This window comes from Rathayibacter sp. AY1B8, from assembly GCF_002932775.1.
Taxonomy (GTDB): Bacteria; Actinomycetota; Actinomycetes; order Actinomycetales; family Microbacteriaceae; genus Rathayibacter.
In genome coordinates this window covers 351765-374612 of sequence record NZ_PSWJ01000001.1, presented here as the reverse complement: position 1 = coordinate 374612, position 22848 = coordinate 351765, and the positions used below count along the sequence as shown (strand labels likewise).

Below are 22848 nucleotides of genomic sequence, written 5' to 3'. Positions count from 1 at the left end.
GCGCGGGAGGGGGAGAGGCGGGCGGGCCGCTCGGCCGCGCGGGAGACCGCGATGCCGTCGAGGACCGCGAGGAGCAGCGCGGCGTCGTCGGCGCCGAACGACGCCGCGGGATGCGCGGCGCGCAGCAGCTCCAGGACGACGTCCTCCGTGCGCGACCAGCCGGCGGTGTGGATCGCGCGGATCTCCGGATCGGTGCCGGCGCGGGAGGCGAAGGCGGTCCACACGATCGCGTCGGGGACGTCCTCGTCCGCGACGCACGCGATCTCGTCGCAGAAGACGCGCAGCCGCACCTCGGCCGAGGGTTCGGCCTCCAGGCGGCTCCGCATCCGCTCGCGGAAGCGCTCCTCGACCCGGGCCATCGCGCCGGCCAGCAGCGCCTGCTTCGTCGGGAAGTGGTGCTGGACGGCCCCCACTGAGACGCCGGCCTCGGCCGCGACGGTGCGGATGCTGAGGTGCTCCGCCCCGCGGGTCGAGAGGACGGCGACGACCGCCGAGAGGATGTCGCTCCTGCTCTCGCGCCGATCCGGCATGGCGTCCCTCTCGTTCGACTGCTCGAGCAGGCTACGCTCTCGGACATGACCAATACGACCGTATTGCCGCCCCGTGCCGGAGCCGGCCGCCGCATCGCGACCCTGGACGTCGTCCGCGGTGTCGCGATCATCGGGACCCTCGGCGCGAACATCTGGATCTTCTCCCACCCCTGGGGGATGCTCGGACTGCTCTCCGTCCCGGTGACGCCGGAGACCTCCTCCTCCGCCGGGACTGCGCAGCTCCTGCTGATGGCGCTGGCGCAGGGCAAGTTCCTCGCCCTCCTCTCCCTCGCCTTCGGGGTGGGCCTCGCGATCCAGCACGCGTCCGCGGTCCGGCGCGGGACGCGCTGGCCGGGCCGCTACCTCTGGCGCGCGACGCTCCTCCTCCTGGACGGCGCGGTCAACTACGTGCTGATCGCGGAGTTCGACGTCCTCATGGGATACGCCGTCACCGGAGCGGTCGTCGCCTGGCTGCTGCTCACCCGGCCGACGACGCAGCGCCGCGTGATCCTCGTCTGCGGCGCTCTGCACGTCGTCCTGATCTCGGCGCTCGTGGCGCTCGTGGCGGCGAGCCCGGACGGTGCCGGACAGGGGCCGACCGGCCGGAGCCCCTACGCGGACGCGTCGTTCCTCGGCCTCGCCCTCTTCCGGCTGCAGAACGCGGGCGTCTTCCGTGCGGAGCCGGTGCTCATCGGGCTCCTCAGCCTCGCGATGTTCCTCCTCGGCGCGCGCCTCCATCGGGCGGGGGTCCTCGCCGCCGAGGGCGCGTCACTCCGCCGCCGCCTGATGGTCCTCGGCGCCCTCGCCCTCCCCGTCGACCTCGCGCTGGGCATCGGGGGGAGCGCCGCCGGTCTGCTCGCCGAGCGCTACCTCGTCGCGCCCCTGGTCGGGCTCGGCCTGCTCGCGGCCCTCGCCGAGGCCTGCCTCCGCCGGGGCGCCGAGGGCTGGGCGGCACGACGGGCGCGGGAGGTCGGCCGGGTCGCCCTGAGCGCCTACCTCCTGCAGAACCTGCTCGGCGGCGCCCTCTTCTACGGCTGGGGACTCGGGCTGGCGGTGACCGCCGCGCAGTGGCGCGTCCCGGCGACCGTCGGAGCGTTCCTGCTCATCGCGGCGGTCGTCGTGCTCGCGGCGCACCTGTGGCTGCGCCGGTTCGAGCTCGGTCCGGTGGAGTGGCTCTGGAAGCGGGGCGAGCGGATCGGTGTCCGCGCGCCCCGCTGACCGGAGGGGGACCTACGCGAGGAGCTCCGCGACGCCGGTGCGCAGGGCGGCGAGGCGGGACGAGACGGCCGACCGGCGGGCGTCGGCGTCGGAGTCGTGCGACCAGGCGTCGAGGTAGAGCTTGACCTTCGGCTCCGTGCCGCTCGGGCGCGCGATGAGACGGGCACCGTCCAGGGAGAAGCGGAGCGCGTCGGTCGGGGGCAGCGCGCCGCCCTCGGCGAGCAGGTCCTCGCTCCGCTCGACGGCGAGCCCGCCGATCGCGGTCGGAGGCGTCGCGCGCAGTCCGGCCATGATCCGGCCGATCTCGGAGAGGTCGGTGACGCGGAGCGAGATCTGCTCCGATCCGAAGAGCCCGAACCGCTCGGCGAACGACTCCAGCTCGTCGTCGATCGTGCGCTCCTCGGCGGCGAGCGCGCTCGCGAGGGAGAGGAAGGCGAGCGCGGCCGAGACGCCGTCCTTGTCGCGGACCGTCCCGGGGTTCACCAGGTAGCCGAGTGCCTCCTCGTAGCCGAAGACGAGGTCGGGGACGCGCGAGATCCACTTGAAGCCCGTGAGCGTCTCGGCGAAGTCGAGGCCGTAGTCGGCCGCCACGGCACCGAGGGCGGGGGAGGACACGATCGAGCAGGCGAGCGCTCCTCCGGTGCGGCCCTCGCGGCGGACCTGCTCGGCGGCGCGCCAGCCGAGCAGCGCTCCGACCTCGTTGCCGGTGAGGCGCCGGAAGCCCTCCGGGGCGGAGGCGTCGGGCACGGCGGCGGCGAAGCGGTCGGCGTCCGGGTCGTTGGCCACGATCAGCTGCGCGCGACCGGAGCGCGCGGTCGAGAAGGCGAGGTCGAGGGCGCCCGCCTCCTCCGGGTTGGGGAACGCGACCGTGGGGAACGCCGCGTCGGGCTCGATCTGCTCGACCACGACGGCCGGCTCGTCGAATCCCGCCGCGGAGAGCACCCGGTGCGCCGTCTCCCAGCCGACCCCGTGCATCGCCGTGTAGACGATGCGCAGCGGAGCGGACTGGCGGCCGACGGCTGCCGTCGCCTCGATGTAGGCGGCGACCACGGACTCGTCCGCGAGCCGGTACTCGCCGCGCGGCAGCTCCGGAACGCGCCGGTCCCGCGCGACCGCGAGGATCCGCTCGGCGATCTCGGAGTCGACCGGCGGCACGATCTGCGAGCCCTCGTCGGCGCCGCCGAGGTACACCTTGTAGCCGTTGTCCTGCGGCGGGTTGTGGCTCGCCGTGACCATCACTCCGGCGTCGGCGCCGAGGTGGCGCACGGCGAAGGCCAGCACGGGGGTGGGCAGGAGCCGGGGCAGCAGCACCGCGTCCACGCCGGCGCCCGCCATCAGCGCGGCGGAGTCCTCGGCGAAGACGCGCGAGTTCTTCCGGCCGTCGTAGCCGATCACGACCACGGGCCGCTGGACGCCCTGCGCCAGCAGGAAGTCGGCCAGGCCCACGGCGGCCTGCGAGACCAGCACGCGGTTCATCCGGTTGGATCCCGCCGCGATGGCGCCGCGCAGGCCCGCGGTGCCGAACGCCAGTCGGGCGCCGAAGCGGTCCTCGAGCTCGGCGCGGGCGGAGGCGTCGCCCGAGCCGGAGGCGGTCAGCAGGCCGACCAGCTCCTCCCGCGTCTCCGGGTCGGGGTCCTGGGCGAGCCAGGCCTCGGCGAGCTCCCGGACGTCGGCGCTCACAGGGCGCCCGTGATCCCGGCGAGCAGGCGGGCGAGGTCGTCCTCGGCGTCGCGGCCGGCCTCGAGCACCTCCTCGTGGCTGAGGGGGGTCTTCTGGATGCCGGCGGCGAGGTTCGTGATGAGCGACATGCCCAGCACCTCCATGCCCGCCTCGCGCGCGGCGATGGCCTCGAGGGCGGTCGACATGCCGACGATGTGGCCGCCGATGATCTTCGCCATCTGCACCTCGGCCGGGCTCTCGTAGTGCGGCCCGCGGAACTGCACGTACACGCCCTCGTCCAGCTCAGGACGCGTCCCCCGGGCGAGGTCGCGCAGGCGCGAGGAGTAGAGGTCGGTGAGGTCGACGAAGGTCGCGCCCTCGAGCGGCGAGTCGGCGGTGAGGTTGATGTGGTCGCTGATCAGCACGGGGGTCCCGGGCGTCCAGTGCTCCTTGATGCCGCCCGCGCCATTGGTGAGGATCATCACCGTCGCGCCCGTCGCGGCGGCGGTGCGGACGCTGTGCGCGACGCGGCGCACGCCGTAGCCCTCGTAGTAGTGGGTGCGGGCGCCGATGATCAGCGCGCGCCTGCCGGTGGGGAGCAGGACGGAGCGCAGGGTGCCGCCGTGCCCGTGCACGGCCGGCTTGGAGAAGCCGAGGATCTCGGTGGCCTCCACCGTCGCGGTCGTCTCGCCGATCGCGTCGGCGGCCTTGCCCCAGCCGCTGCCGAGGGTGAGGGCGATGTCGTGCTTCTCGACCCCTGTCGCCTCGGCGATCTGAGCGGCCGCGCGGGCCGCGATCTCGAAGGGATCGGCGTCGGGGGCGTCGAGCGGGTGCAGGGTCTGGTCGGACATCCTCCCACCCTACCGACGGGCTGCGCGGCGGCGGAGGGCGACTCCCGCGGCCGATCCGACACCCCGCGATTGGGCGAACACTCAGCGAGAGAGGACAATGGGAAGCATGGCTTACGAGTTCGAGCGCGCGCAGAGGATCGCTGTACTCGGAGGGGGGCCGGGCGGCTACGAAGCCGCCATCGCGGGAGCGCAGCTCGGCGCTGAGGTCACCCTGGTCGAGCGGGTCGGAGTGGGCGGCTCGGCCGTCATCACCGACGTCGTCCCGTCGAAGTCGCTCATCGCGACAGCGGAGGCCACCAACGCCATCGGCGAGGCCGCCGACCTGGGCGTGCAGTTCTTCACCCGCTCGGAGCAGAACAAGCCGGTGCGCCCGGACGTGGCGGTCAACCTGGCGACGGTGAACAAGCGCCTGCTCGGCCTCGCGCGCCAGCAGTCCGAGGACATGCGCGCGAACCTGGTGCACCACGGCGTGCGCATCGTCCAGGGGGACGGGCGCCTGGACGGCTCGAACGCCCTGATCGTCTCGACGGCGGCCGGCGGCGAGGGCATGGACTTCGACCGCATCGAGGCGGACACGATCGTGGTCTCGGTGGGCGCCAGCCCGCGTGTGCTCCCGACCGCGGCACCCGACGGCGAGCGCATCCTCAGCTGGACCCAGCTCTACAACCTCAAGTCGGTCCCCGAGCACCTGATCGTGGTGGGCTCCGGCGTGACCGGCGCGGAGTTCGCCTCCGCCTACCGTGCGCTCGGCGCCCGCGTGACCCTCATCTCCTCCCGCGACCAGGTGCTGCCCGGCGAGGACGCCGACGCGGCCGCCGTGATCGAGAACGTCTTCAAGCGCAACGGCATGGTCGTGCTCTCGAAGTCGCGCGCCGACCGCGTCGAGCGGACCGAGAAGGGCGTGCAGGCCGTGCTCTCGGACGGACGCGTCGTCGAGGGCTCGCACTGCCTGATGGCCGTCGGGTCCGTGCCGAACACGGCGGGCATCGGCCTCGAGGACGCGGGGGTGCAGCTGGCGGAGTCGGGGCACATCCGCGTCAACCGCGTCGCCCGCACCAGCGTCCCCTCGATCTACGCGGCCGGGGACTGCACCACGTTCCTCCCGCTCGCCTCCGTCGCCGCCATGCAGGGCCGCACCGGCGTGTTCCACGCGATGGGCGACGCCGTGAACCCGACCGAGGTGCGCAACGTCGCGGCGAACATCTTCACGCAGCCCGAGATCGCGACCGTCGGGTGGAGCCAGCGCGAGATCGAGGAGGGCATCGCGCAGGGCGAGATCTACAAGCTCCCGCTCGCCGCGAACCCGCGGGCGAAGATGATGGGCATCCGCGACGGCTTCGTGAAGCTGTTCGCGCGCACCGGCTCCGGCACCGTCATCGGAGGCGTCATCGTCGCTCCGAAGGCGAGCGAGCTGATCTTCCCGCTCGCCCTCGCCGTGGAGCACCGCCTGACCGTCGACCAGGTCGCGCGGGCCTTCACCGTCTACCCGAGCCTCACCGGCTCGATCTCGGACGCCGCGCGCGCCATGCACATCGTCACCTGACGCGCCCCTCCGCCGGGCCGCGCGGGGTGCGGCCCTTCATCGGCAGAGCGCGCGACCGGGAATCGCGTGCGAAGCGATTGACGGCAGCGCGACGCGACCCGCTCTGCGATACCCCTCACGTCGAGGAGCCGACCGCGCCGGGCCGCGCGGGGAGCGGCCTTTCATCGGCAGAGCGCGCGACCGGGAATCGCGTGCGAAGCGATTCACGGCAGCGCGACACGACCCGCTCTGCGGTATCCCTCACGTCGAGGAGCCGACCGCGCCGGGCCGCGCGGGGAGCGGCCCGGAACAAGCTCAGACGATCTGGAGGAGCACGTGTCCCGCGGGGACGGTCGCTCCGGCCGTCGCGTCGAGGCCCTTCACGACGCCGTCCTTGTGGGCGGTGAGCGGCTGCTCCATCTTCATCGCCTCGAGGACGACGACCAGGTCGCCGGTGACGACCGTGTCGCCCTCGGCGACGGCGACCTTGACGATGGTGGCCTGCATGGGCGAGGCGACGGTGTCGCCCGTGACGGTGCTGACGGAGGAGGAGCCGCGGCGCTTCGGGGAGGCGGCAGCGGCCCCGCGGGCGGGTCCCGAGCCGACCAGGTCGCCGGGGAGCGTGACCTCGACGCGGCGCCCGTCGACCTCGACGACCACGTTCCGGCGGGCCGCCGGCTCGTCGGTCGCTCCGGGCTCGCCGCTCCAGGCCGGGATCGTGTTCTCGAACTCGGTCTCGATCCAGCGGGTGTAGATCGTGAAGGGCGCGCCGCCCTCGGGGGCGAAGGCCGGGTCCTCGACGATCGCGCGGTGGAAGGGGAGGACGGTCGGCAGTCCGGTGACCTCGAACTCGGCGAGGGCGCGGCGCGAGCGCTCCAGCGCCTGCTCGCGGCTGTCGCCGGTGACGATCAGCTTCGCGAGGAGCGAGTCGAAGGAGCCGGAGATCACGTCGCCGGCGACGACGCCGGAGTCGACGCGGACGCCGGGTCCGCCGGGGGCCTTGAAGACGTGCACCGGGCCCGGAGCGGGGAGGAAGCCGCGGCCCGCGTCCTCGCCGTTGATGCGGAACTCGAAGGAGTGGCCGCGGGGCGCCGGGTCGTCGTAGTCGAGCACGCCGCCCTCGGCGAGGCGGAACTGCTCGCGCACGAGGTCGATGCCGGTGATCTCCTCCGACACGGGGTGCTCGACCTGGAGGCGGGTGTTCACCTCGAGGAAGGACACCGTGCCGTCCTTGCCGATCAGGAACTCGCAGGTCCCGGCGCCGAGGTAGCCGACCTCCTGCAGGATCGCCTTCGAGGCGCGGTAGAGCTCGGTGTTCTGCGCGTCCGTCAGGAACGGCGCGGGCGCCTCCTCGACGAGCTTCTGGTGGCGGCGCTGGAGGGAGCAGTCGCGGGTGGAGACCACGACGACGTTGCCGTGCGCGTCGGCCAGGCACTGGGTCTCGACGTGGCGCGGCTGGTCGAGGTACTTCTCGACGAAGCACTCGCCGCGGCCGAAGGCGGCGACGGCCTCGCGCGTGGCCGAGGCGAACAGCTCCTCGACCTCGTCGCGCTCGCGGGCGACCTTGAGGCCGCGACCGCCGCCGCCGAAGGCCGCCTTGATCGCGACGGGGAGGCCGTACTGGTCCACGAACTCGAGCACCTCGGCGGCGCCGGAGACGGGGTTGAGGGTTCCCGGGGCGAGCGGCGCGCCGACCTTCTCGGCGACGTGGCGGGCCGAGACCTTGTCGCCGAGGCGCTCGATGGCCTCGGGGCCGGGGCCGATCCAGATCAGGCCGGCGTCGATGACGGCGCGGGCGAAGTCGGCGTTCTCGGCGAGGAAGCCGTAGCCGGGGTGCACGGCGTCGGCACCGGAGCGGCGGGCCACCGAGAGCAGCTTGTCGATGACGAGGTAGGTCTCGGCGCTGGTCGTCCCGCCGAGGGCGTAGGCCTCGTCGGCGAGGCGGCTGTGCACGGCGTCGCGGTCCTGGTCGGCGTAGACGGCCACGGAGGCGATCCCGCTGTCGCGGGCGGCGCGGATGACTCGGACGGCGATCTCGCCCCGGTTGGCGACGAGCACCTTCGTAATCTTCGGCATGGTCCCCAACCCTAGGGGGCGGCTCCGCCCGGCCCGGCGCGGCTCACCACAAAGAAGCGGAGGGCCTTCGTCGGTTCCTCACAAGGGCGGGACGGGCCTCAGCGGTTCCAGAGCGCGGTCCAGTCGACGCCGAGGCTCCGCACCAGAGTGCGGAGCGTCGGCACCGACATCCCGATCACCGTCGAGGGGTCGCCCTCGATCGCGGTGATGAAGCCGGCGCCGCGGCCGTCGATGGTGAAGGCGCCGGCCACCTCGAGGGGCTCGCCGGTGGCGACGTAGGCGTCGATCTCGGCGTCGTCGATGTCGTCGGCGAACGTGACGGCGGCGGAGGTGACCGCTCCGGCCTCGGCGACGATCCTCCCGCCACGGTGGTCGACGAGCCAGTGGCCGGAGTGGAGGCGGCCGGTGCGACCGCGCTGGGCGCGCCAGCGCTCCCGGGCCCGCTCCGGCTCGTGCGGCTTGCCGTGGACGACGCCGTCGAGGACGAACGCGGAGTCGCCGCCGAGCACCAGACCGTCGATGTCCGGGCGCAGGACGGCGTGCGCCTTGGCGCGGGCGAGCAGCGAGACGGTGGCGTCCGCGTCCAGCGCCGCGCCCCGCTCCTGCTCGGCCCGGGCGACGGCCGCGGGCTCGTCCACCTCGGAGGGGACGACGACGGGCTCGATCCCGGAGGCCCGCAGCAGCGCGAGGCGCGCGGGGGAGGTGGAGGCGAGGTAGAGGCGCACGAGGGCTCCCTGCGGCCGGGCCCACGCTGTGGGATGCTCGACGGATGGCACAGACCCCGTCCCGAGCATCCGCCCGCCCCGACGGGGCCGACGACGCACTCGGGACCGAGATCGAGCTCGACATTAGCAACGTCGCCCACGGCGGCGTGTTCGTCGCCCGGCACGAGGGCCGCGTCGTCTTCGTCCCGGACGTCCTCCCCGGCGAGCGCGTGCGGGCGCGGATCAGCGAGGTCCGGCACGACAGCTTCTGGCGTGCCGAGGCGCTCGAGGTGCTCGAGGCGTCCGAGCACCGGGTGGAGCACGTCTGGCCCGAGGCCGCCCTCGACCGCCGCCCGGGGGAGCGCGTCGGCGGCGCCGAGCTCGGCCACGCCGACCTGGCCTACCAGCGCGAGCTGAAGCGCCTCGTGCTCGTCGACTCCTTCTCCCGCTTCGCCCGTCGCGAGGTCGAGGTGGAGGTCTCGCCGATCGGCGGGGACGACGCGTCCGGCGGCCTCGGCTGGCGCACGCGGAACCGCCTCCACGTCGACGACGACGGACGGGTCGGCCCCTACGCGGCACGCAGCCACCACGTCGTCACCGTGGAGTCGCTGCCCCTCGCGACCGCCGACTCCTCCCTGGCCGCACCGCTCGGCGAGCGCCTCGCTCCCGGCTCGGTGGTCGACCTCGTCGACGCGGCCGGGTCCGAGGGGGCCGCGGTGCTCGTGCACGACCCCTCCGACAAGCGCGCCCGCCGCGACCGCACGGTAGTGAGCGAGTTCGTCGCCGACCGCACCTTCCGGGTCGACCGCACCGGCTTCTGGCAGGTGCACCGCGGAGCCGCCGCCGCGCTCTTCGAGGCCGTGCAGGCCGCCGTCGACGCGGACGCGGCGGACCCGTCGGCCGCCAACCACGACCTCTACGGCGGGGTGGGCCTGCTCGCCGCGGCGCTGGCCGACCGCCTCGGCGCCGGAGTGCGCGTGACCAGCGTCGAGAGCGACTCCCGCGCCACCGAGCACGCGCTCGAGAACCTGGCCGACCAGGTCGGCGCCCGCGCGGTGACCGCCCGCGTCGACCGCTACCTCCGCGACGTCGTCGCCCAGGCCGATACGCGCGAGCGGGCGCGGTGGCGCGCGGCGACCGTGGTCCTCGACCCGCCGCGCTCGGGCGCCGGCCGGGCGGTCACCGACGCTCTGGCGGAGCTGCGGCCGGCGCAGCTCGTCTACGTCGCCTGCGACCCGGTCGCGCTCGCCCGCGACGTGGGCGCCCTGACCGGGGCCGGCTACGAGCTGGAGCGCCTCGAGGGCTTCGACCTCTTCCCGCACACCTCCCACGTGGAGGCCGTTGCGCGACTGGTCCGCCGAGAGGACTGACCGCGGGCCCGCGCCTGCGTACCATGGGCGGGATGGAGCCCCACGTCGACGCAGCCGAGGCCCCGCGCGTGCGCGTGGCGATCGTGGACGACCACGAGTCGGTGCGCCTGGGCGTGGCCGCCGCCGTCGAGAGCGCGGGGATGCAGGTGGTCGCCGCCGCCGAGACCGTCCAGGCCCTCGAGAGCACGATCGGCGGCGCCGAGATCGAGGTGCTCGTCCTCGACCTGTCCCTGAACGACGGCTCGAGCATCACCAGCAACGTCAAGTGGGGGCAGGTGCGCGGCTCCGCCGTCCTCGTCCACAGCATCGCGGACCGCGTCGTGGCCGTGCGGGAGGCGCTCGCCGCGGGAGCGGCCGGCGTCATCCCGAAGTCCTCGCCCATGTCGACGGTCGTCGCCGCCATCCGCACGGTCGCCCGCGGCGAGGTCCTCAACAATCTGGAGTGGGCCTCGGCGATCGACGCCGACGACGACTTCGCGCGGGCCGTCCTCGGTCGTCGCGAGCGGGACGTCCTGCACCTCTACGCCTCGGGCCTGCCGCTGAAGCTGGTGGCCGAGCGGCTGCAGATCTCGGTGTCGACGGCGAAGGAGTACCTCGACCGGATCCGCGACAAGTACGTCGAGATCGGCCGTCCCGCCCCGACGAAGGTCGATCTGCTGCGCCGCGCGGTGGAGGACGGCATCCTGCCGGGCATCGACCCGGACGACGGCGATGGCGGGCGCTGAGGCGCCGATCGCCCGCCGCAACGCCGGGCGCGAGCGGATCGACCGGATCATCAGCACGGTCGTGTCGTTCTTCGGCTTCGGCTTCGGCGTGCAGACCGTCCCGCCGATCCTCGCCCAGCTGCCCCTGCTGCGCCCCGAGGTGGCCTGGCCGGTGCTGGTGCTGGTCTTCGGATCGCTCACCGCCGCCGTGGTCACCGCCGTGCTGCGGCGGGGCACGCGGATCACGGCGGTCCTGGTCGCCGTCGGTGTCCTCATCGCCCTCCTGACCTGGCCGGCCGCCGTCTCCACCGGGGGCGCGGACCGCGAGACCCCGTGGATCTGGTACCTGCTGACCATCGGCACCGCCTTCTGCACGATCGCGGCTCCCCTCCGGATCGCGATCGCGTACGTGTCGGTGACGACCGTGCTGTTCGGGCTGCTGCGCGTCCTCCCCTCCGGCGGCGGGGCGGAGCCGACCCGCGCGATCCTCGACGCCGCCTACGTGGGCATCGTCGGCTTCGTGATGCTGGTGCTGATCACCGTGCTGCGGCAGTCGGCCGACCAGATCGATCGCGCGCAGACGACGGCCATGGAGCAGTACGAGGCGGCGATGCGCCAGCACGCCGGCGAGGTGGAGCGGGTCGAGGTCGACGCCCTGGTGCACGACAACGTGCTCGCGACGCTGCTCTCCGCCGCCTCCGCCGAGTCGCCGGCCGAGCGTGCGCTGGTCTCCTCGATGGCGCAGCGCACCCTCGCCGTGCTGCTGCCCGACCACGAGCCGGAGCCGCCCGAGGGGCTGGTCCCGCTCGAGCTCCTGCAGCGCCAGCTCGCCCACGCGGCGTCCACCTTCGGGACCGAGATCGCAGTCGCGACGGCCGACGGAGTGGATCCGCGCGCGACGACGCTGCCGCGCCCGGTGGCCGAGGCGCTGCTCGGCGCGGTCTGGCAGGCGCTCGCCAACAGCGTTCAGCACGCGGGTCCGAGCGGCAGCGTCCACCGCGCCGTGCACGGGCTGCTGGGCGACGGCGCGGTGGAGGTCGTGGTGGAGGACGACGGCCGCGGCTTCCGGCTCGCCGACGTCCCGCGCGAGCGGCTGGGCATCCGGCTCTCCATCCTCGAGCGGGTGCACAACGCGCGGGGATCGGCGCGGGTCGACTCGACTCCGGGCGAGGGCACCCGTGTCGTCCTCTCCTGGCGGGCGGACGCGGGAGGAGGGCCGTGATCGCCTACCCGCGCCCCCTGCTCCAGGCGCTCGGCGCCGGCTTCTCGCTGTACCACGTGGTGCTCGCCTTCTTCTCCTTCCGCATCTCCCCGGCCACGCCGGCCGACCTCGTCGCGGTCGCGCTGTACGTCGCGGCGACCGTCGTCGCCCTCTGGCCGGGAGCGACGACCCGGCTCGCCCTGCCCGTCGCGGTCGGGATGACCGCGGTCGCCGTCGCTCTGCCGCTGCTGGTCGCGCCGTCGCTCGATCCGGGCGCCTCCAACGGCTACTCCACCTGGTACATCGCCGCGGTCGGCACCCTCATGACGATCGTGTGCGCCCGCCGGCGCCCGGCCTGCGCCTGGGTCGGCGTCGGCTTCCTGATCGTGCACACCGTGTTCTGGGCCGGCCCGGCCGCGCTGGCCACTCTCGGCGTCGTCGGGGGGATCGCCTGGGTCGCGATCGCGCAGCTGCTCATCGTCGAGCTCGGGCGCGCGGGCTCCGAGGCGCGCGTGCTCGAGGCGGCCGAGCGCGCGGCCGCGTCGTGGCGGGCCGCGGAGGAGGCGCACCTCACGGAGCGCGAGGTCCGGCTGGAGCAGACGCGCGCCCTCGCCGCCGACATGCTGCTACGCATCGCCGGGCCGGGACCGGGCCTCACCGACGAGGAGCGGCGCGAGTGCCGGCTGCTCGAGGCGGCCGTGCGCGACGAGATCCGCGGCCGGCGGCTGCTGGACGACGAGGTGCGGCGTCTCGTGCTCGACGCGCGGCGGCGGGGCGTGACCGTGTCGGTGCTCGACGACGGCGGCCTCGACCGCACCTCCGAGGGCGAGAGCCGACGGGTGCTGGGGGAGCTCGCCCAGGCTCTGAGCGGGATCCGCGAGGAGGTCGACCGCGTGGTGGTGCGCACCGCGTCGGCCGACTCGGCCTCGGCGGTCACAGTGGTGGGCCTGCGGACGGCCGGCGACGGCAGCGCGGGCGCCCTCGGCTCCGACGACGCGGGGGACGAGGTCGACGCCTGGGTCGAGATCCGGCGCGACGGCGTCGGCGGACGGGACGTCTGAGCGGCGGAGAGCGCGCGGGACGGCGCGGCCGTCCGCATGCGCAGCGACCGGCGGCGACCCGCCCCGGAGGGCGTGCGTATCTCGGATCGGTGCCGCGGGCGGTACGCTCCGGCTCTCAGCACAGCTCAGGTCTCGGCGCGCCCGGTCTCTCGGAGCGGACCGATCGTCGGCGCGGCGCGGCACGGCGCGGCACGAGCGTGAGCAGAGCCGTCATGGGCAGAGCCCGTTGAGCGCAGAGCGCGTCAGGACGAAAGCCCGTTAACGGAGTGCGGCGGGCCGTCCACTCCTCCGAAGAGGGGGCCCGGCCCGCCGTCAAACCCCGAGTGAGGGTAACAACCCGAATATTACCCTCACTCGCCCCCAACACACCCGCCTGCTTACCCTGGTCGGCGAGTGATTGGCGGTGCCCCTTCCGAAGGAGGAGCACCGTACGTCCACTAGTGTGCTCGCTCCGCCAGGAGGCGCATAGTCAGCACTTTAGGGGACTAATCGGGGGACAAATTTCACGTTCCGCGTCGCGGATCGCTCGTTCCCCGACGGACTGCGTCTGCGAGTCCGCTCAGCCCGAGAAGGAGCGCCACGCTCCGGGTGCCGGCCGGAGCGGCCCGCGGACCGCCGCGGCGCGGTCGTTCCAGCCGCCGCTGAGCTCCTGCGGGGTCTCCGGCTCGGCCTCGGTGCGCGAGGTCAGTGCGGTGACGACGGCCGTGACGGCGGCGATCTCGGCGGCGTCGAGGCCGGGGGTGGAGATGACGACGGCGGGTGCGGAGTCGGAGGCGGTCATCCCGTGACGCTATCGCATGCCGTTCACGGCGCCGGTCGGCGGGGCATGGCTATGCTGACGCCGGATGCCGCCGGAGCGTCGTCCGTCCGTTGCGAACAGGAGCGTCCCCGCATGCCGACGTGGTTCCCGAGGAGCGGTGCCGCGGCGCTGCGCCCCCTGCGTCTGCTGGTCCGGAGGTCGCCTGCGGCCGTCTCGGTCGTCCTGGTCCTCCTGGCCGCGAGCGCGATCACGGGGACGCTCGTCGCCCCCGCGGGAGCCGAGACGACGGCCTGGTGGGCGGCGGGCCCGATGACGACCCTCGACGGCCGTCCGTGGACGGCGGTGACCGCCCTCCTGATCGCGGCGGACCCGCTGCAGCTGCTCCTGGACGTCGTGCTGGTGCTCCCGATGCTCCTCGCCGCGGAGCGCCGCCTCGGCTCGGCCCGCACCCTCCTCGCCTTCCTCGTGACCGGCGCCGTCGGGATCGTCGTCGGGTCCTCCGTGCAGTCGATCGGCGCTCTCGCCGGCGAGTGGTGGGCGGGCGACACCGTCGGCGACCACACCTTCGACCCGCTGATCGGCGCGGTCGGCGCCCTCATCGCCTCGACCGCCTTCATGGGCGCTCTGTGGCGTCGCCGGCTCCGGGTGACCGTCTTCGCCGTCGTGCTGATGTTCGTGCTCTACGCGGGCGACTCCGCCGACGCGTACCGGCTCCTCGCGGGCGGCGCGGGGCTCGTGCTCGGCGCGGTGCTCGCGCGGGGAGCGTCGGGACTGCGTCCGCAGCGTCCGGCCCCGAGCTCGCACCGCGAGTCCCGGGGGCTGCTGGCGGCGGTCGTCGTCGTCACCGCCATCGGTCCGCTCGTCGCCGTCCTCTCGGACTCGGGCTACGGTCCGTTCTCGTTCCTCGGCCGACTGCTGCAGAGCGCCTTCACGGGGACGACGGACCTCGAGGACCCGTGCAGCCGCGCCCTCCGGCACTGCGCGCACCACGTGAAGCTGAGCCTGGTCGCCCCCGGGCCGATCCTGCTGACGTTCGTCCCGCTCCTCCTCCTGCTCGTCGCCGCCTACGGCCTGCGCTCCGGGCGCCGCCTGGGCCTGCTGCTGGCGGTCGGGGTGAACATCGCGATCGCGATCCTGGAGGTCTTCTCCCTCCAGCGCGCCGCCCGTCACCCCGAGTTCCTGTACTACGCCGAGTACCTGCTCTGGGTGGCGACGACGGTGCTGGTGCCGCTGGCCGTCGTGGCGATGCTCGTGATCGGGAGGAGGCACTTCCGCATCCGCGCGCCCCGTGCCGCTGCGAGGCTCTGGACGCGGGTCGTCGCCATCGCCTTCGTCGTGTCCCTCGGCGGCTACCTGGCGCTCTCGGCCGGCGTGCGCACGAGCTTCGAGCCGCTCCTGGGCCTCGGGAGACTCCTCCTGGACGGGCTGCTGCGCTTCGTCCCGGTGAGCTTCCTCGGCGGCGCCGGACTGCTCGCCGTGCCGCGGGAGCCCGTCGCGCGGATCGTCTTCGAGTGGGTCGGCCCGGTGTTCTGGCTCGTGGTCGTCGTCGCGGTGGTCGCCCTGCTCCGGGCCACCGACGTGCAGCGGAACCGCGGCGACGAGGCGCGGTACCGCGCGCTCCTGTCCCTGCACGGCGCCGGCAGCCTCGGCCATCAGGGGACCTGGGAGGGCAACGCGCACTGGATCTCGGCCGACGGGACCGGCGGAGTCGCCTACCGGGTGATCGGCGGCGTGGCGATCACCCTCTCCGACCCGGCCTGCGCTCCCGAGCGGCGGGAGGACGTCGTGGCCGAGTTCGTGCGTTCCTGCGACGAGCGCAGCTGGACGCCCGTCTTCTACAGCATCCACGACGAGCTCCTCCCCGTCTTCGACCGGCTCGGCTGGTCGCGCCTCTCGGTCGGCGAGGAGACGATCATCGAGCTCTCCTCCTTCGAGCTCACCGGCAAGCGGTGGCAGAAGGTGCGCTACCCGCTCACGCGCGGCATCAAGCTGGGCATCGAGGCGCAGTGGACCAGCTGGCCCGAGCTCTCCCTCGGCATGGCCAACCAGATCGTCGACCTGTCGGAGCGCTGGGTCGCCGAGAAGGCGCTGCCCGAGATGGGCTTCACCCTAGGCGGCATCGACGAGGTCCGCGATCCCGACGTCGCCCTCCTGCTCGCGGTCGGACCGGACGGCGTGCTGCAGGGAGTGACGAGCTGGCTGCCCGTGCATCGGGAGGGGCGCGTGGTCGGCTGGACCCTCGACTTCATGCGCCGCTCCGACGACTCGATGCCCGGCATCATGGAGTTCCTCATCGCCTCCGCGGCGCTGCGCGTCAAGGAGGAGGGCGCCGAGTTCCTCTCGCTCTCGGGCGCACCGCTCGCCACCGCACCGGTCGAGGAGGGGGAGGAGCCTCCGGAGCCGACGGTCCTCTCGCGCCTGCTCGAGTTCCTCTCGCGGACGCTCGAGCCGGCCTACGGCTTCACGTCGCTGTTCCGCTTCAAGGCCAAGTTCCACCCGCGCTACGCGGGCCTCTGGATGACCTACCCCGACGCGCTGCAGCTGCCCCGGATCGGAGCCGCGCTGGGTCGCGCCTATCTGCCCGACCTCTCCGCCGCGCAGGCGCTGGCGTTCGCGCGGGTGGTCGGGGCGAAGCCGGAGGAGAAGTCGTCCGAGGCGTCCGCGGCGAAGCCGGATGCTCCGGCCGCGAAGGCAGGCGCTCCAGCGGTGAAGGCGGGTGCTCCGACAGCCGAGCCGGACGGTCCTGGGGTGAAGGCGGGTGGTCCTGCGGTGAAGGCGGGTGCTCCGGCTGCGAGGGCGGATGCCCGGGAAGCGGAGCCCGATTCCGCGACAGGGAAGCCGGACGCTCCGGCCGCGGAGCCGGACGCTCCCGTCGTGCGGCCCGATGCTCCCGCGGAGTCCGCTGCCCGGCGGACCGGCCCCGGCTCCTCCGACTGATCGTTCCGCCCCTCCGCCCCGTGAGGAGGTGGGCGCAGCGGAACGCCGCGGCACGGACGGTCTCCCGTCTCCTGCCGCGGCGTCCGAGCAGGCCGGGTCAGAGCGGGATGTTGCCGTGCTTCTTCGCGGGCAGGTTGGCGCGCTTGGTGCGCAGCGCCCGCAGCGCCTTGATGACGGAGACACGCGTCGCCGAGGGCTCGATCACGCCGTCGAGCTCGCCGCGCTCGGCCGCGAGGAATGGGCTCGCGACGTTGTAGGTGTACTCGTTCGCCAGGCGCGTCCGGACAGCTGCGACGTCCTCGCCGGCCTCCTCCGCCTTGCGGATCTCGTTGCGGTAGAGGATGTTCACCGCGCCCTGGCCGCCCATGACGGCGATCTCGGCGGTCGGCCACGCGAGGTTGATGTCGGCTCCCAGCTGCTTGGACCCCATCACGATGTACGCGCCGCCGTAGGCCTTGCGCAGGATGACCGTGACCAGCGGCACGGTCGCCTCGGCGTAGGCGTAGAGCAGCTTCGCGCCGCGGCGGATGACGCCGGTCCACTCCTGGTCGGTGCCGGGCAGGTAGCCCGGGACGTCGACCAGGGTCAGGATCGGCAGCGAGAACGCGTCGCAGAAGCGGACGAAGCGGGACGCCTTCTCGCCCGCCTCGATGTTCAGCGTGCCCGCCATGGCGCTCGGCTGGTTCGCGATGATGCCGACGGAGCGGCCCTCGACGCGGCCGAAGCCGATCACGATGTTCGGCGCGAACAGCGGCTGCACCTCGAGGAAGTCGCCCTCGTCGACGATGTGCTCGATGACGGCGCGCATGTCGTACGGCTGGTTCGGGCTGTCCGGGATGACTGTGTCGAGGAAGCGGTCCGCGTCGGTCGTCTCGAGGTCGACCTCGGTCTCGAAGACGGGGACAGGCGACAGGTTGTTGTCCGGGAGGAAGGAGAGAAGCGTCCGCGCGTAGTCGAGCGCGTCGTTCTCGTCGCTCGCGAGGTAGTGCGAGACGCCCGAGATCTTGTTGTGGGTCAGCGCACCGCCGAGCTCCTCCATGCCGACGTCCTCGCCGGTGACGGTCTTGATCACGTCGGGCCCGGTGACGAACATCTGGCTGGTCTTGTCGACCATGATCACGAAGTCGGTCAGGGCGGGGGAGTAGACCGCGCCTCCCGCGGCCGGGCCGCAGATGATCGAGATCTGGGGGATCACGCCGCTCGCCGCGGTGTTGCGGCGGAAGATCTCGCCGTACTTGCCGAGGGCGACCACGCCCTCCTGGATCCGTGCTCCGCCGGAGTCGAGGATGCCGATGATCGGGACGCCGGTCTTCAGGGCGAGGTCCATCACCTTGATGATCTTCTCGCCGGCCACCTCGCCGAGCGAGCCGCCGAAGATCGTGAAGTCCTGCGAGTACACGGCGACCTGGCGGCCGTGGATGGTGCCGGTCCCGGTGACGACGGCGTCGCCGTAGGGGCGCTTCTTCTCCATGCCGAAGGCGTGGGTGCGGTGGCGCACGAACTCGTCCAGCTCGACGAACGAGCCCGGGTCGAGGAGGGTGTCGATCCGCTCCCGTGCGGTCATCTTGCCCTTGGCGTGCTGCTTCTCGATCGCCGCCTCGCCACTGGCCGTGACGGCCTCGTGGTAGCGGTTCCTGAGGTCCGCGATCTTCCCCGCGGTCGTGTACAGATCGGGCGCGGGACGTTCGGTGTTCGCGGTCACCCGCTCACCCTACCGGCGGGGCGGACGCCTCCTCTTGTCGCACTCGCACAGGGAGGGCCGCTCCCGACGGGAGGATCCGGACAAGGGCGGGCCGTCGCGCGCGGCGCTCGGAGCGGCCTCGCGGGAGCCGCCGCTACCGTGGCGGCATGCTCCTCCCGCTCTCCTCCGCCGTCTCCCCCCGCGTCCTCGCGCTCGAGTCGGCGGGGTCGACGAACGACGAGCTCCGCGAGCGGGCTGCCGCCGACCCCGCCGTGTGGCCGCACCTCTCCGTCGTCGCCACCGGCGACCAGCGCGCCGGGCGCGGCCGGCTGGGGCGCGTCTGGCAGGCGCCCGCGGGCCGCACGCTCGCGGCCTCGACTCTGGTCGACGCCTCCGCCCTCGGCGCCGAGGCCTCCGGCTGGCTGCCGCTCGTGGCCGGCGCCGCTCTCGCCCGGGCCCTCGCACCCCTCGTCGACGGGGACGTCGCCGTCAAGTGGCCCAACGACGTCCTGATCGACGGCCGGAAGGTCGCGGGGGTCCTCGCCGAGCGCCTGCCGGAAGGGCGGGTCGTCGTCGGCACCGGCGTGAACCTGCTGCTGACGGAGGCGGAGCTGCCGGTCCCGACCGCCACCTCGCTCGCCCTCGCCGGAGCGCGGACGACGAGCGCCGACGAGGTGCTCGCCGCGTTCCTGACCGGGTTCCAGGGCCTGCTGGCTCCGCTGCTCGCCCAGGGCGACCCCGAGGCCTCCGGAGCGGCCGCCGCCGTCCGCGCCTCCTGCGGCACCCTCGGAACGCGCGTCCGGCTCGAGCTGCCCGACGGCACGCAGGAGGAGGGGACCGCCGCCGCACTCGCCCCGGACGGCTCGCTCCTGCTCGAGCAGGGCGGCGCGCTGCGCTCGTTCACGGCCGGCGACGTCACGCATCTGCGCTCCTGATGGCCAGGACCGACCCCGCCGACCGCGAGCTGGCGCGGCTGACCCCGCGCGCCCGCCGGGCGGTCGCACCGGTCGTCGGCCTCCTCCTGCTCACCTGGACGGGCTTCTACTTCGCCGCGCAGTTCGAGCTCGCCCTGCAGCGCTGGATCATCGGGCTCGGCACCGCACTTCTGGTGCTTCTCCTCTGCGCTCCCGGGATCGCGGGCTGGGCGAGCGTGCGTTACCGCGTCACCGCCTCCGGCCTCAGCGCGCGCCGGGGCGTGGCGTCGATCCGGCGGGCCGAGGTGGTCTTCGATCGGAGGATGGAGGTCGCGGTCGAGCGCTCCCTCGGCCAGCGCCTCGCCCGGTGCGGCGACGTCCGGATCCTGCAGGCGGGAGCCGAGGTGTTCGTGCTGCGGGACCTGCCGGATCCGGAGCTCACGGCCGACCTGCTGCGGGAGGCGATCGGCGCGGCTCCCGCTCTCGAGCAGGAGTGGCCGCCGCCCGCGTGAGCGCGCCGGGCCTCGGTAGCATGGAGCCGCCCCGCGCCAGCGGGCGGAGACGGAGGAGCGCCATGCGCGTCGGCGTGATCGGGGGCGGCCAGCTCGCTCGGATGATGATCCCCGCGGCGGTGGAGCTCGGCATCGAGATCGCCGTGCTCGCCGAGAGCGAGGGCGCCCCGGCGGGGCTCGCCGCGACACGGGTCGGCGACCACCGCGACGAGGCCACCGTGCTCGCCTTCGCCGAGACCGTGGACGTGGTGACGTTCGACCACGAGCACGTTCCCCAGCCGATCCTCCGCGAGCTCGTCGCCCGCGGCGTCGCCGTGCACCCCGGCCCCGACGCCCTGCTGTTCGCCCAGGACAAGCTGATGATGCGGCGCCGCCTGACCGAGCTCGGCGTGCCCGTGCCCGAGTGGGCCGAGGTCTCCTCCGCCGAGGAGCTGGGGGCGTTCCTGGCCGAGCACGGCGGCAGCGCCGTGGTGAAGACCGCGCGCGGCGGCTACGACGGCAAGGGCGTTCGCGTGGTGCGCGGCGCCCACGAGGCGGACGACTGGTTCACCGCCCTCGCCGAGGACGGCCGGGGCGGCTCGCTCCTGGTCGAGGAGCTGGTGGGCTTCCGCCGCGAGCTCGCGCAGCTCGTCGCCCGGCGTCCCTCCGGCGAGAGCATCCTCTGGCCGGTGGTGGAGTCGGTGCAGCGCGACGGCGTCTGCGCCGAGGTGATCGCTCCGGCCCCCGCGTCCGCCGGCCGGCTCGCATCAGCCGCGGCCGAGATCGCGCAGACGATCGCCGACAGCCTCGGGGTCACCGGCGTCCTGGCCGTCGAGCTGTTCGAGACGACGGACGACCGGATCCTGGTCAACGAGCTGGCCATGCGCCCGCACAACAGCGGCCACTGGACGATGGACGGATCGACCACGTCGCAGTTCGAGCAGCACCTGCGCGCGGTCCTCGACCTGCCGCTCGGCGCGACGGGCTGCCGCGATCCGTGGACCGTGATGGTCAACGTGCTCGGCGGCCCGGTGGGGGAGTCGCTGACCGACCGCTATCCGCGGGTGCTCGCCGATCACCCGGGTGTGAAGGTGCACAACTACGGCAAGGAGCCGCGACCGGGCCGCAAGGTCGGGCACGTGAACGCCACCGGCGACGACCTCGACCTCGTGGTCTACGAGGCTCGCGCGGCGGCGGCCGTTCTCACGGACTGACCCGTACGATGGTCGCCGTGACGAGCCTGCCGACCTCCCCGACCCCTGCCGGAGCCCTCTCGTGAGCGCGGACGCGCTCGTGAACGGGCCCGCGCCGCTCGTCGGCGTCGTGATGGGCTCGGACTCGGACTGGTCCGTCATGCAGGCGGCGTCCGCCGTCCTCGCCGAGTTCGGCGTGGCGCACGAGGTCCGCGTCGTCTCCGCGCACCGCACCCCGGAGGCGATGATCGCGTACGGCCGCGAGGCCCGCGGCCGCGGCCTGAAGGTCGTCATCGCCGGGGCGGGCGGAGCCGCCCACCTCCCCGGCATGCTCGCCGCCGTGACCTCGCTCCCCGTCGTCGGAGTGCCGGTCCCGCTCGCCCGACTCGACGGGCTCGACTCCCTCCTCTCGATCGTGCAGATGCCCGCGGGCGTCCCCGTCGCCACCGTCTCCATCGGCGGAGCGCGGAACGCCGGACTGCTCGCGGTGAAGATCCTCGCGACCGCGGACGACGCCCTCTCCGCAGCGCTCGACGCCTTCGCCGCCGACCTCGAGGTGCAGGTCGCCGCGAAGAACGACGCCCTGGTGGCGGGCCTGTGACGGCCGTCGCCCTGCCGCTGCGGCACCCGGACGTCGCCTCCCGCGCCTTCATGACGCGGCGGGCGTGGTGGCTGCTGATCGTCAACCTCCTGGTGCCCGGGTCCGCTCAGGTCCTGGCGGGCAACCGCCGGCTCGGGCGCCTGGGGCTCGGCTTCACCCTCGGGCTCTGGGTCGCCCTCCTGGTCGCGGTGCTCCTCTACTTCGTCTTCCCGACCGGCCTCTACACGCTCGCGACCTTCGACCTCTCGATGCTCGCGCTCCAGGCCGCGCTCGTCGTCTACGGGGTGGTCTGGGCCGTGCTGACGCTCGACACCCTCCGCCTGATCCGCGTCGTCCGGGTGCGCCCGCGGATGCGCGGCGTGCTCGCGTTCGCGACGATCGCGCTGATGGCGGTCTCGGTCGGCACCACCGCCTACGGCACCTACCTGCTCGGCGTGACCCGGGGGACGCTGTCGTCGATCTTCGGCGGCGGAGCGATCGAGCAGCCGATCGACGGCCGCTACAACGTGATGCTCCTCGGCGGCGACGCGGGGGAGGACCGCGACGGTCTGCGCCCCGACAGCATCTCGGTGGTCAGCATCGACGCGTCGAGCGGCAAGGCCTCGATCATCGGCGTCTCGCGCGAGTTCGTCGACTTCCCGTTCCCCGAGACCAGCCCGATGCACGAGCTCTATCCCGACGGCTACGACACCGACAACTGCGCCGTCGACGTCTGCAAGCTCAACTCGGTCTACACCGAGGTCGAGCTGAAGCACCCGGAGCTCTACCCCGACGCCGTCGACCACGGCAGCGAGCCCGGCATCGAGGCGATGCGCGACGCGGTCGAGGGCATCCTCGATCTGAGGATCCAGTACTACGCGCTGATCGACATGGAGGGCTTCGCCCAGCTGATCGACGCGCTCGGCGGCATCGACATCGACTACGTGGCCGACGAGCCGCTGCCCCTGGGCGGGCTGCCCGACTCCGACGGCGTGATGCAGGGCGTGAACCAGTGGATCGATCCCGGGCACTGGCACTTCAACGGCGAGCAGGCGCTCGCCTACGCCCGCTCGCGCTACACCACGAGCGACTACGACCGGATGGCGCGCCAGCGGCAGGTGCAGGAGGCGCTGCTCGCCCAGTTCGAGCCGGGCAACGTCCTCGCCAAGTTCCAGGACGTCGCGTCCGCCGGGTCCCAGGTCATCAAGACGGACGTCCCGCAGGGGATGCTCGGCTACTTCGTGCAGCTGGGGCTCAAGACGAAGTCGCAGCCGGTGGATCCGATCGAGCTGGTCCCGCCGGCCGTCGACCCGGAGGACCCGGACTACGACGTCGTGCACTCGCTGGTGAGTGCCGGACTGTCGGTCGACTCCGCGCCGTAGACGGCCGGGTGCCG

At 73.7% G+C, this 22848-nt stretch carries 19 protein-coding genes; 12 read left to right on the top strand and 7 right to left on the bottom strand.

Going from position 1 to position 22848, the window contains the following annotated elements:
* Positions 1-530 (bottom strand): TetR/AcrR family transcriptional regulator (locus tag C5C63_RS01635; RefSeq protein ID WP_104325386.1); only part of this gene is annotated, 530 nt, incomplete at its 3' end.
* Between the two features lie 45 nt (positions 531-575).
* Between C5C63_RS01635 and C5C63_RS01630 the strand changes: the two genes are divergently transcribed.
* Complete coding sequence (locus C5C63_RS01630) at positions 576-1748, top strand: DUF418 domain-containing protein (RefSeq protein WP_104325385.1); 1173 nt, start codon at positions 576-578, stop codon at positions 1746-1748.
* 12 nt (positions 1749-1760) lie between these two features.
* On the opposite strand, the gene C5C63_RS01625 is transcribed toward C5C63_RS01630, so the two are convergent.
* Together C5C63_RS01625 and C5C63_RS01620 are read right to left on the bottom strand one after the other, a co-directional pair.
* Positions 1761-3428, bottom strand: coding sequence for a phospho-sugar mutase (locus C5C63_RS01625; RefSeq protein WP_104325384.1), 1668 nt, complete (start codon positions 3426-3428; stop codon positions 1761-1763).
* On the bottom strand, positions 3425-4258 hold the full coding sequence (locus tag C5C63_RS01620) for a purine-nucleoside phosphorylase (protein WP_104238027.1): 834 nt from the start codon (positions 4256-4258) through the stop codon (positions 3425-3427). The genes C5C63_RS01625 and C5C63_RS01620 overlap by 4 nt, the downstream gene beginning before the upstream one ends.
* Before the next feature lie 106 nt (positions 4259-4364).
* On the opposite strand from C5C63_RS01620, the gene C5C63_RS01615 reads away from it, so the two are divergent.
* On the top strand, positions 4365-5801 hold the full coding sequence (locus C5C63_RS01615) for an NAD(P)H-quinone dehydrogenase (protein ID WP_104325383.1): 1437 nt from the start codon (positions 4365-4367) through the stop codon (positions 5799-5801).
* A gap of 294 nt (positions 5802-6095) precedes the next feature.
* Here the strand turns inward: C5C63_RS01615 and C5C63_RS01610 are convergent, their stop codons facing one another.
* Together C5C63_RS01610 and C5C63_RS01605 are read right to left on the bottom strand one after the other, a co-directional pair.
* Positions 6096-7856: a biotin carboxylase N-terminal domain-containing protein gene (locus C5C63_RS01610; RefSeq protein WP_104249484.1), complete on the bottom strand. Its 1761-nt coding sequence runs from the start codon at positions 7854-7856 to the stop codon at positions 6096-6098.
* A 98-nt stretch (positions 7857-7954) separates the two neighbouring features.
* Entirely contained in the window at positions 7955-8581 is a 627-nt protein-coding gene (locus tag C5C63_RS01605) for a nucleoside triphosphate pyrophosphatase (RefSeq protein ID WP_181027094.1), read from the bottom strand.
* A gap of 44 nt (positions 8582-8625) precedes the next feature.
* Between C5C63_RS01605 and C5C63_RS01600 the strand changes: the two genes are divergently transcribed.
* Genes C5C63_RS01600 through C5C63_RS01585 form a run of 4 tightly spaced genes read left to right on the top strand, consistent with a single transcriptional unit; the run spans position 8626 to position 12896 of the window.
* Positions 8626-9930 carry a class I SAM-dependent RNA methyltransferase gene (locus tag C5C63_RS01600; protein WP_146086339.1) on the top strand — a complete coding sequence of 435 codons (1305 nt, stop codon included), beginning with the start codon at positions 8626-8628 and terminating at the stop codon, positions 9928-9930.
* Positions 9931-9953: 23 nt separating this feature from the next.
* Entirely contained in the window at positions 9954-10655 is a 702-nt protein-coding gene (locus tag C5C63_RS01595; RefSeq protein ID WP_104223169.1) for a response regulator transcription factor, read from the top strand.
* Entirely contained in the window at positions 10642-11856 is a 1215-nt protein-coding gene (locus C5C63_RS01590; RefSeq protein ID WP_104225460.1) for a sensor histidine kinase, read from the top strand. Before C5C63_RS01595 ends, C5C63_RS01590 begins: the two co-directional genes overlap by 14 nt.
* Positions 11853-12896: a hypothetical protein gene (locus C5C63_RS01585; protein WP_104325382.1), complete on the top strand. Its 1044-nt coding sequence runs from the start codon at positions 11853-11855 to the stop codon at positions 12894-12896. Before C5C63_RS01590 ends, C5C63_RS01585 begins: the two co-directional genes overlap by 4 nt.
* 559 nt (positions 12897-13455) lie before the next feature.
* Here the strand turns inward: C5C63_RS01585 and C5C63_RS01580 are convergent.
* The gene (locus C5C63_RS01580; RefSeq protein WP_104223166.1) at positions 13456-13677 is read right to left on the bottom strand and encodes an acyl-CoA carboxylase subunit epsilon; all 222 of its coding nucleotides are present in this window, start codon (positions 13675-13677) and stop codon (positions 13456-13458) included.
* Positions 13678-13788: 111 nt separating this feature from the next.
* Between C5C63_RS01580 and C5C63_RS01575 the strand changes: the two genes are divergently transcribed.
* Complete coding sequence (locus C5C63_RS01575; protein WP_181110540.1) at positions 13789-16593, top strand: bifunctional lysylphosphatidylglycerol flippase/synthetase MprF; 2805 nt, start codon at positions 13789-13791, stop codon at positions 16591-16593.
* A gap of 97 nt (positions 16594-16690) precedes the next feature.
* On the opposite strand, the gene C5C63_RS01570 is transcribed toward C5C63_RS01575, so the two are convergent.
* On the bottom strand, positions 16691-18295 hold the full coding sequence (locus C5C63_RS01570) for an acyl-CoA carboxylase subunit beta (RefSeq protein WP_104223164.1): 1605 nt from the start codon (positions 18293-18295) through the stop codon (positions 16691-16693).
* Between the two features lie 146 nt (positions 18296-18441).
* Between C5C63_RS01570 and C5C63_RS01565 the strand changes: the two genes are divergently transcribed.
* From C5C63_RS01565 to C5C63_RS01545, 5 genes are all read left to right on the top strand, one after another.
* A complete protein-coding gene (locus C5C63_RS01565; RefSeq protein ID WP_104325380.1) occupies positions 18442-19209 on the top strand; it encodes a biotin--[acetyl-CoA-carboxylase] ligase in 768 nt (255 codons plus the stop codon).
* Positions 19209-19700 (top strand): PH domain-containing protein, encoded by a 492-nt coding sequence (locus tag C5C63_RS01560; RefSeq protein WP_104232824.1) that lies wholly within the window; start codon positions 19209-19211, stop codon positions 19698-19700. The genes C5C63_RS01565 and C5C63_RS01560 overlap by 1 nt, the downstream gene beginning before the upstream one ends.
* A 62-nt stretch (positions 19701-19762) precedes the next feature.
* Positions 19763-20893, top strand: coding sequence for a 5-(carboxyamino)imidazole ribonucleotide synthase (locus tag C5C63_RS01555; RefSeq protein ID WP_104232823.1), 1131 nt, complete (start codon positions 19763-19765; stop codon positions 20891-20893).
* Between the two features lie 112 nt (positions 20894-21005).
* Complete coding sequence (purE, locus tag C5C63_RS01550) at positions 21006-21473, top strand: 5-(carboxyamino)imidazole ribonucleotide mutase (protein WP_104249647.1); 468 nt, start codon at positions 21006-21008, stop codon at positions 21471-21473.
* The gene (locus tag C5C63_RS01545; protein ID WP_258062818.1) at positions 21470-22834 is read left to right on the top strand and encodes an LCP family protein; all 1365 of its coding nucleotides are present in this window, start codon (positions 21470-21472) and stop codon (positions 22832-22834) included. Before purE ends, C5C63_RS01545 begins: the two co-directional genes overlap by 4 nt.
* Positions 22835-22848 lie beyond the last annotated feature (14 nt).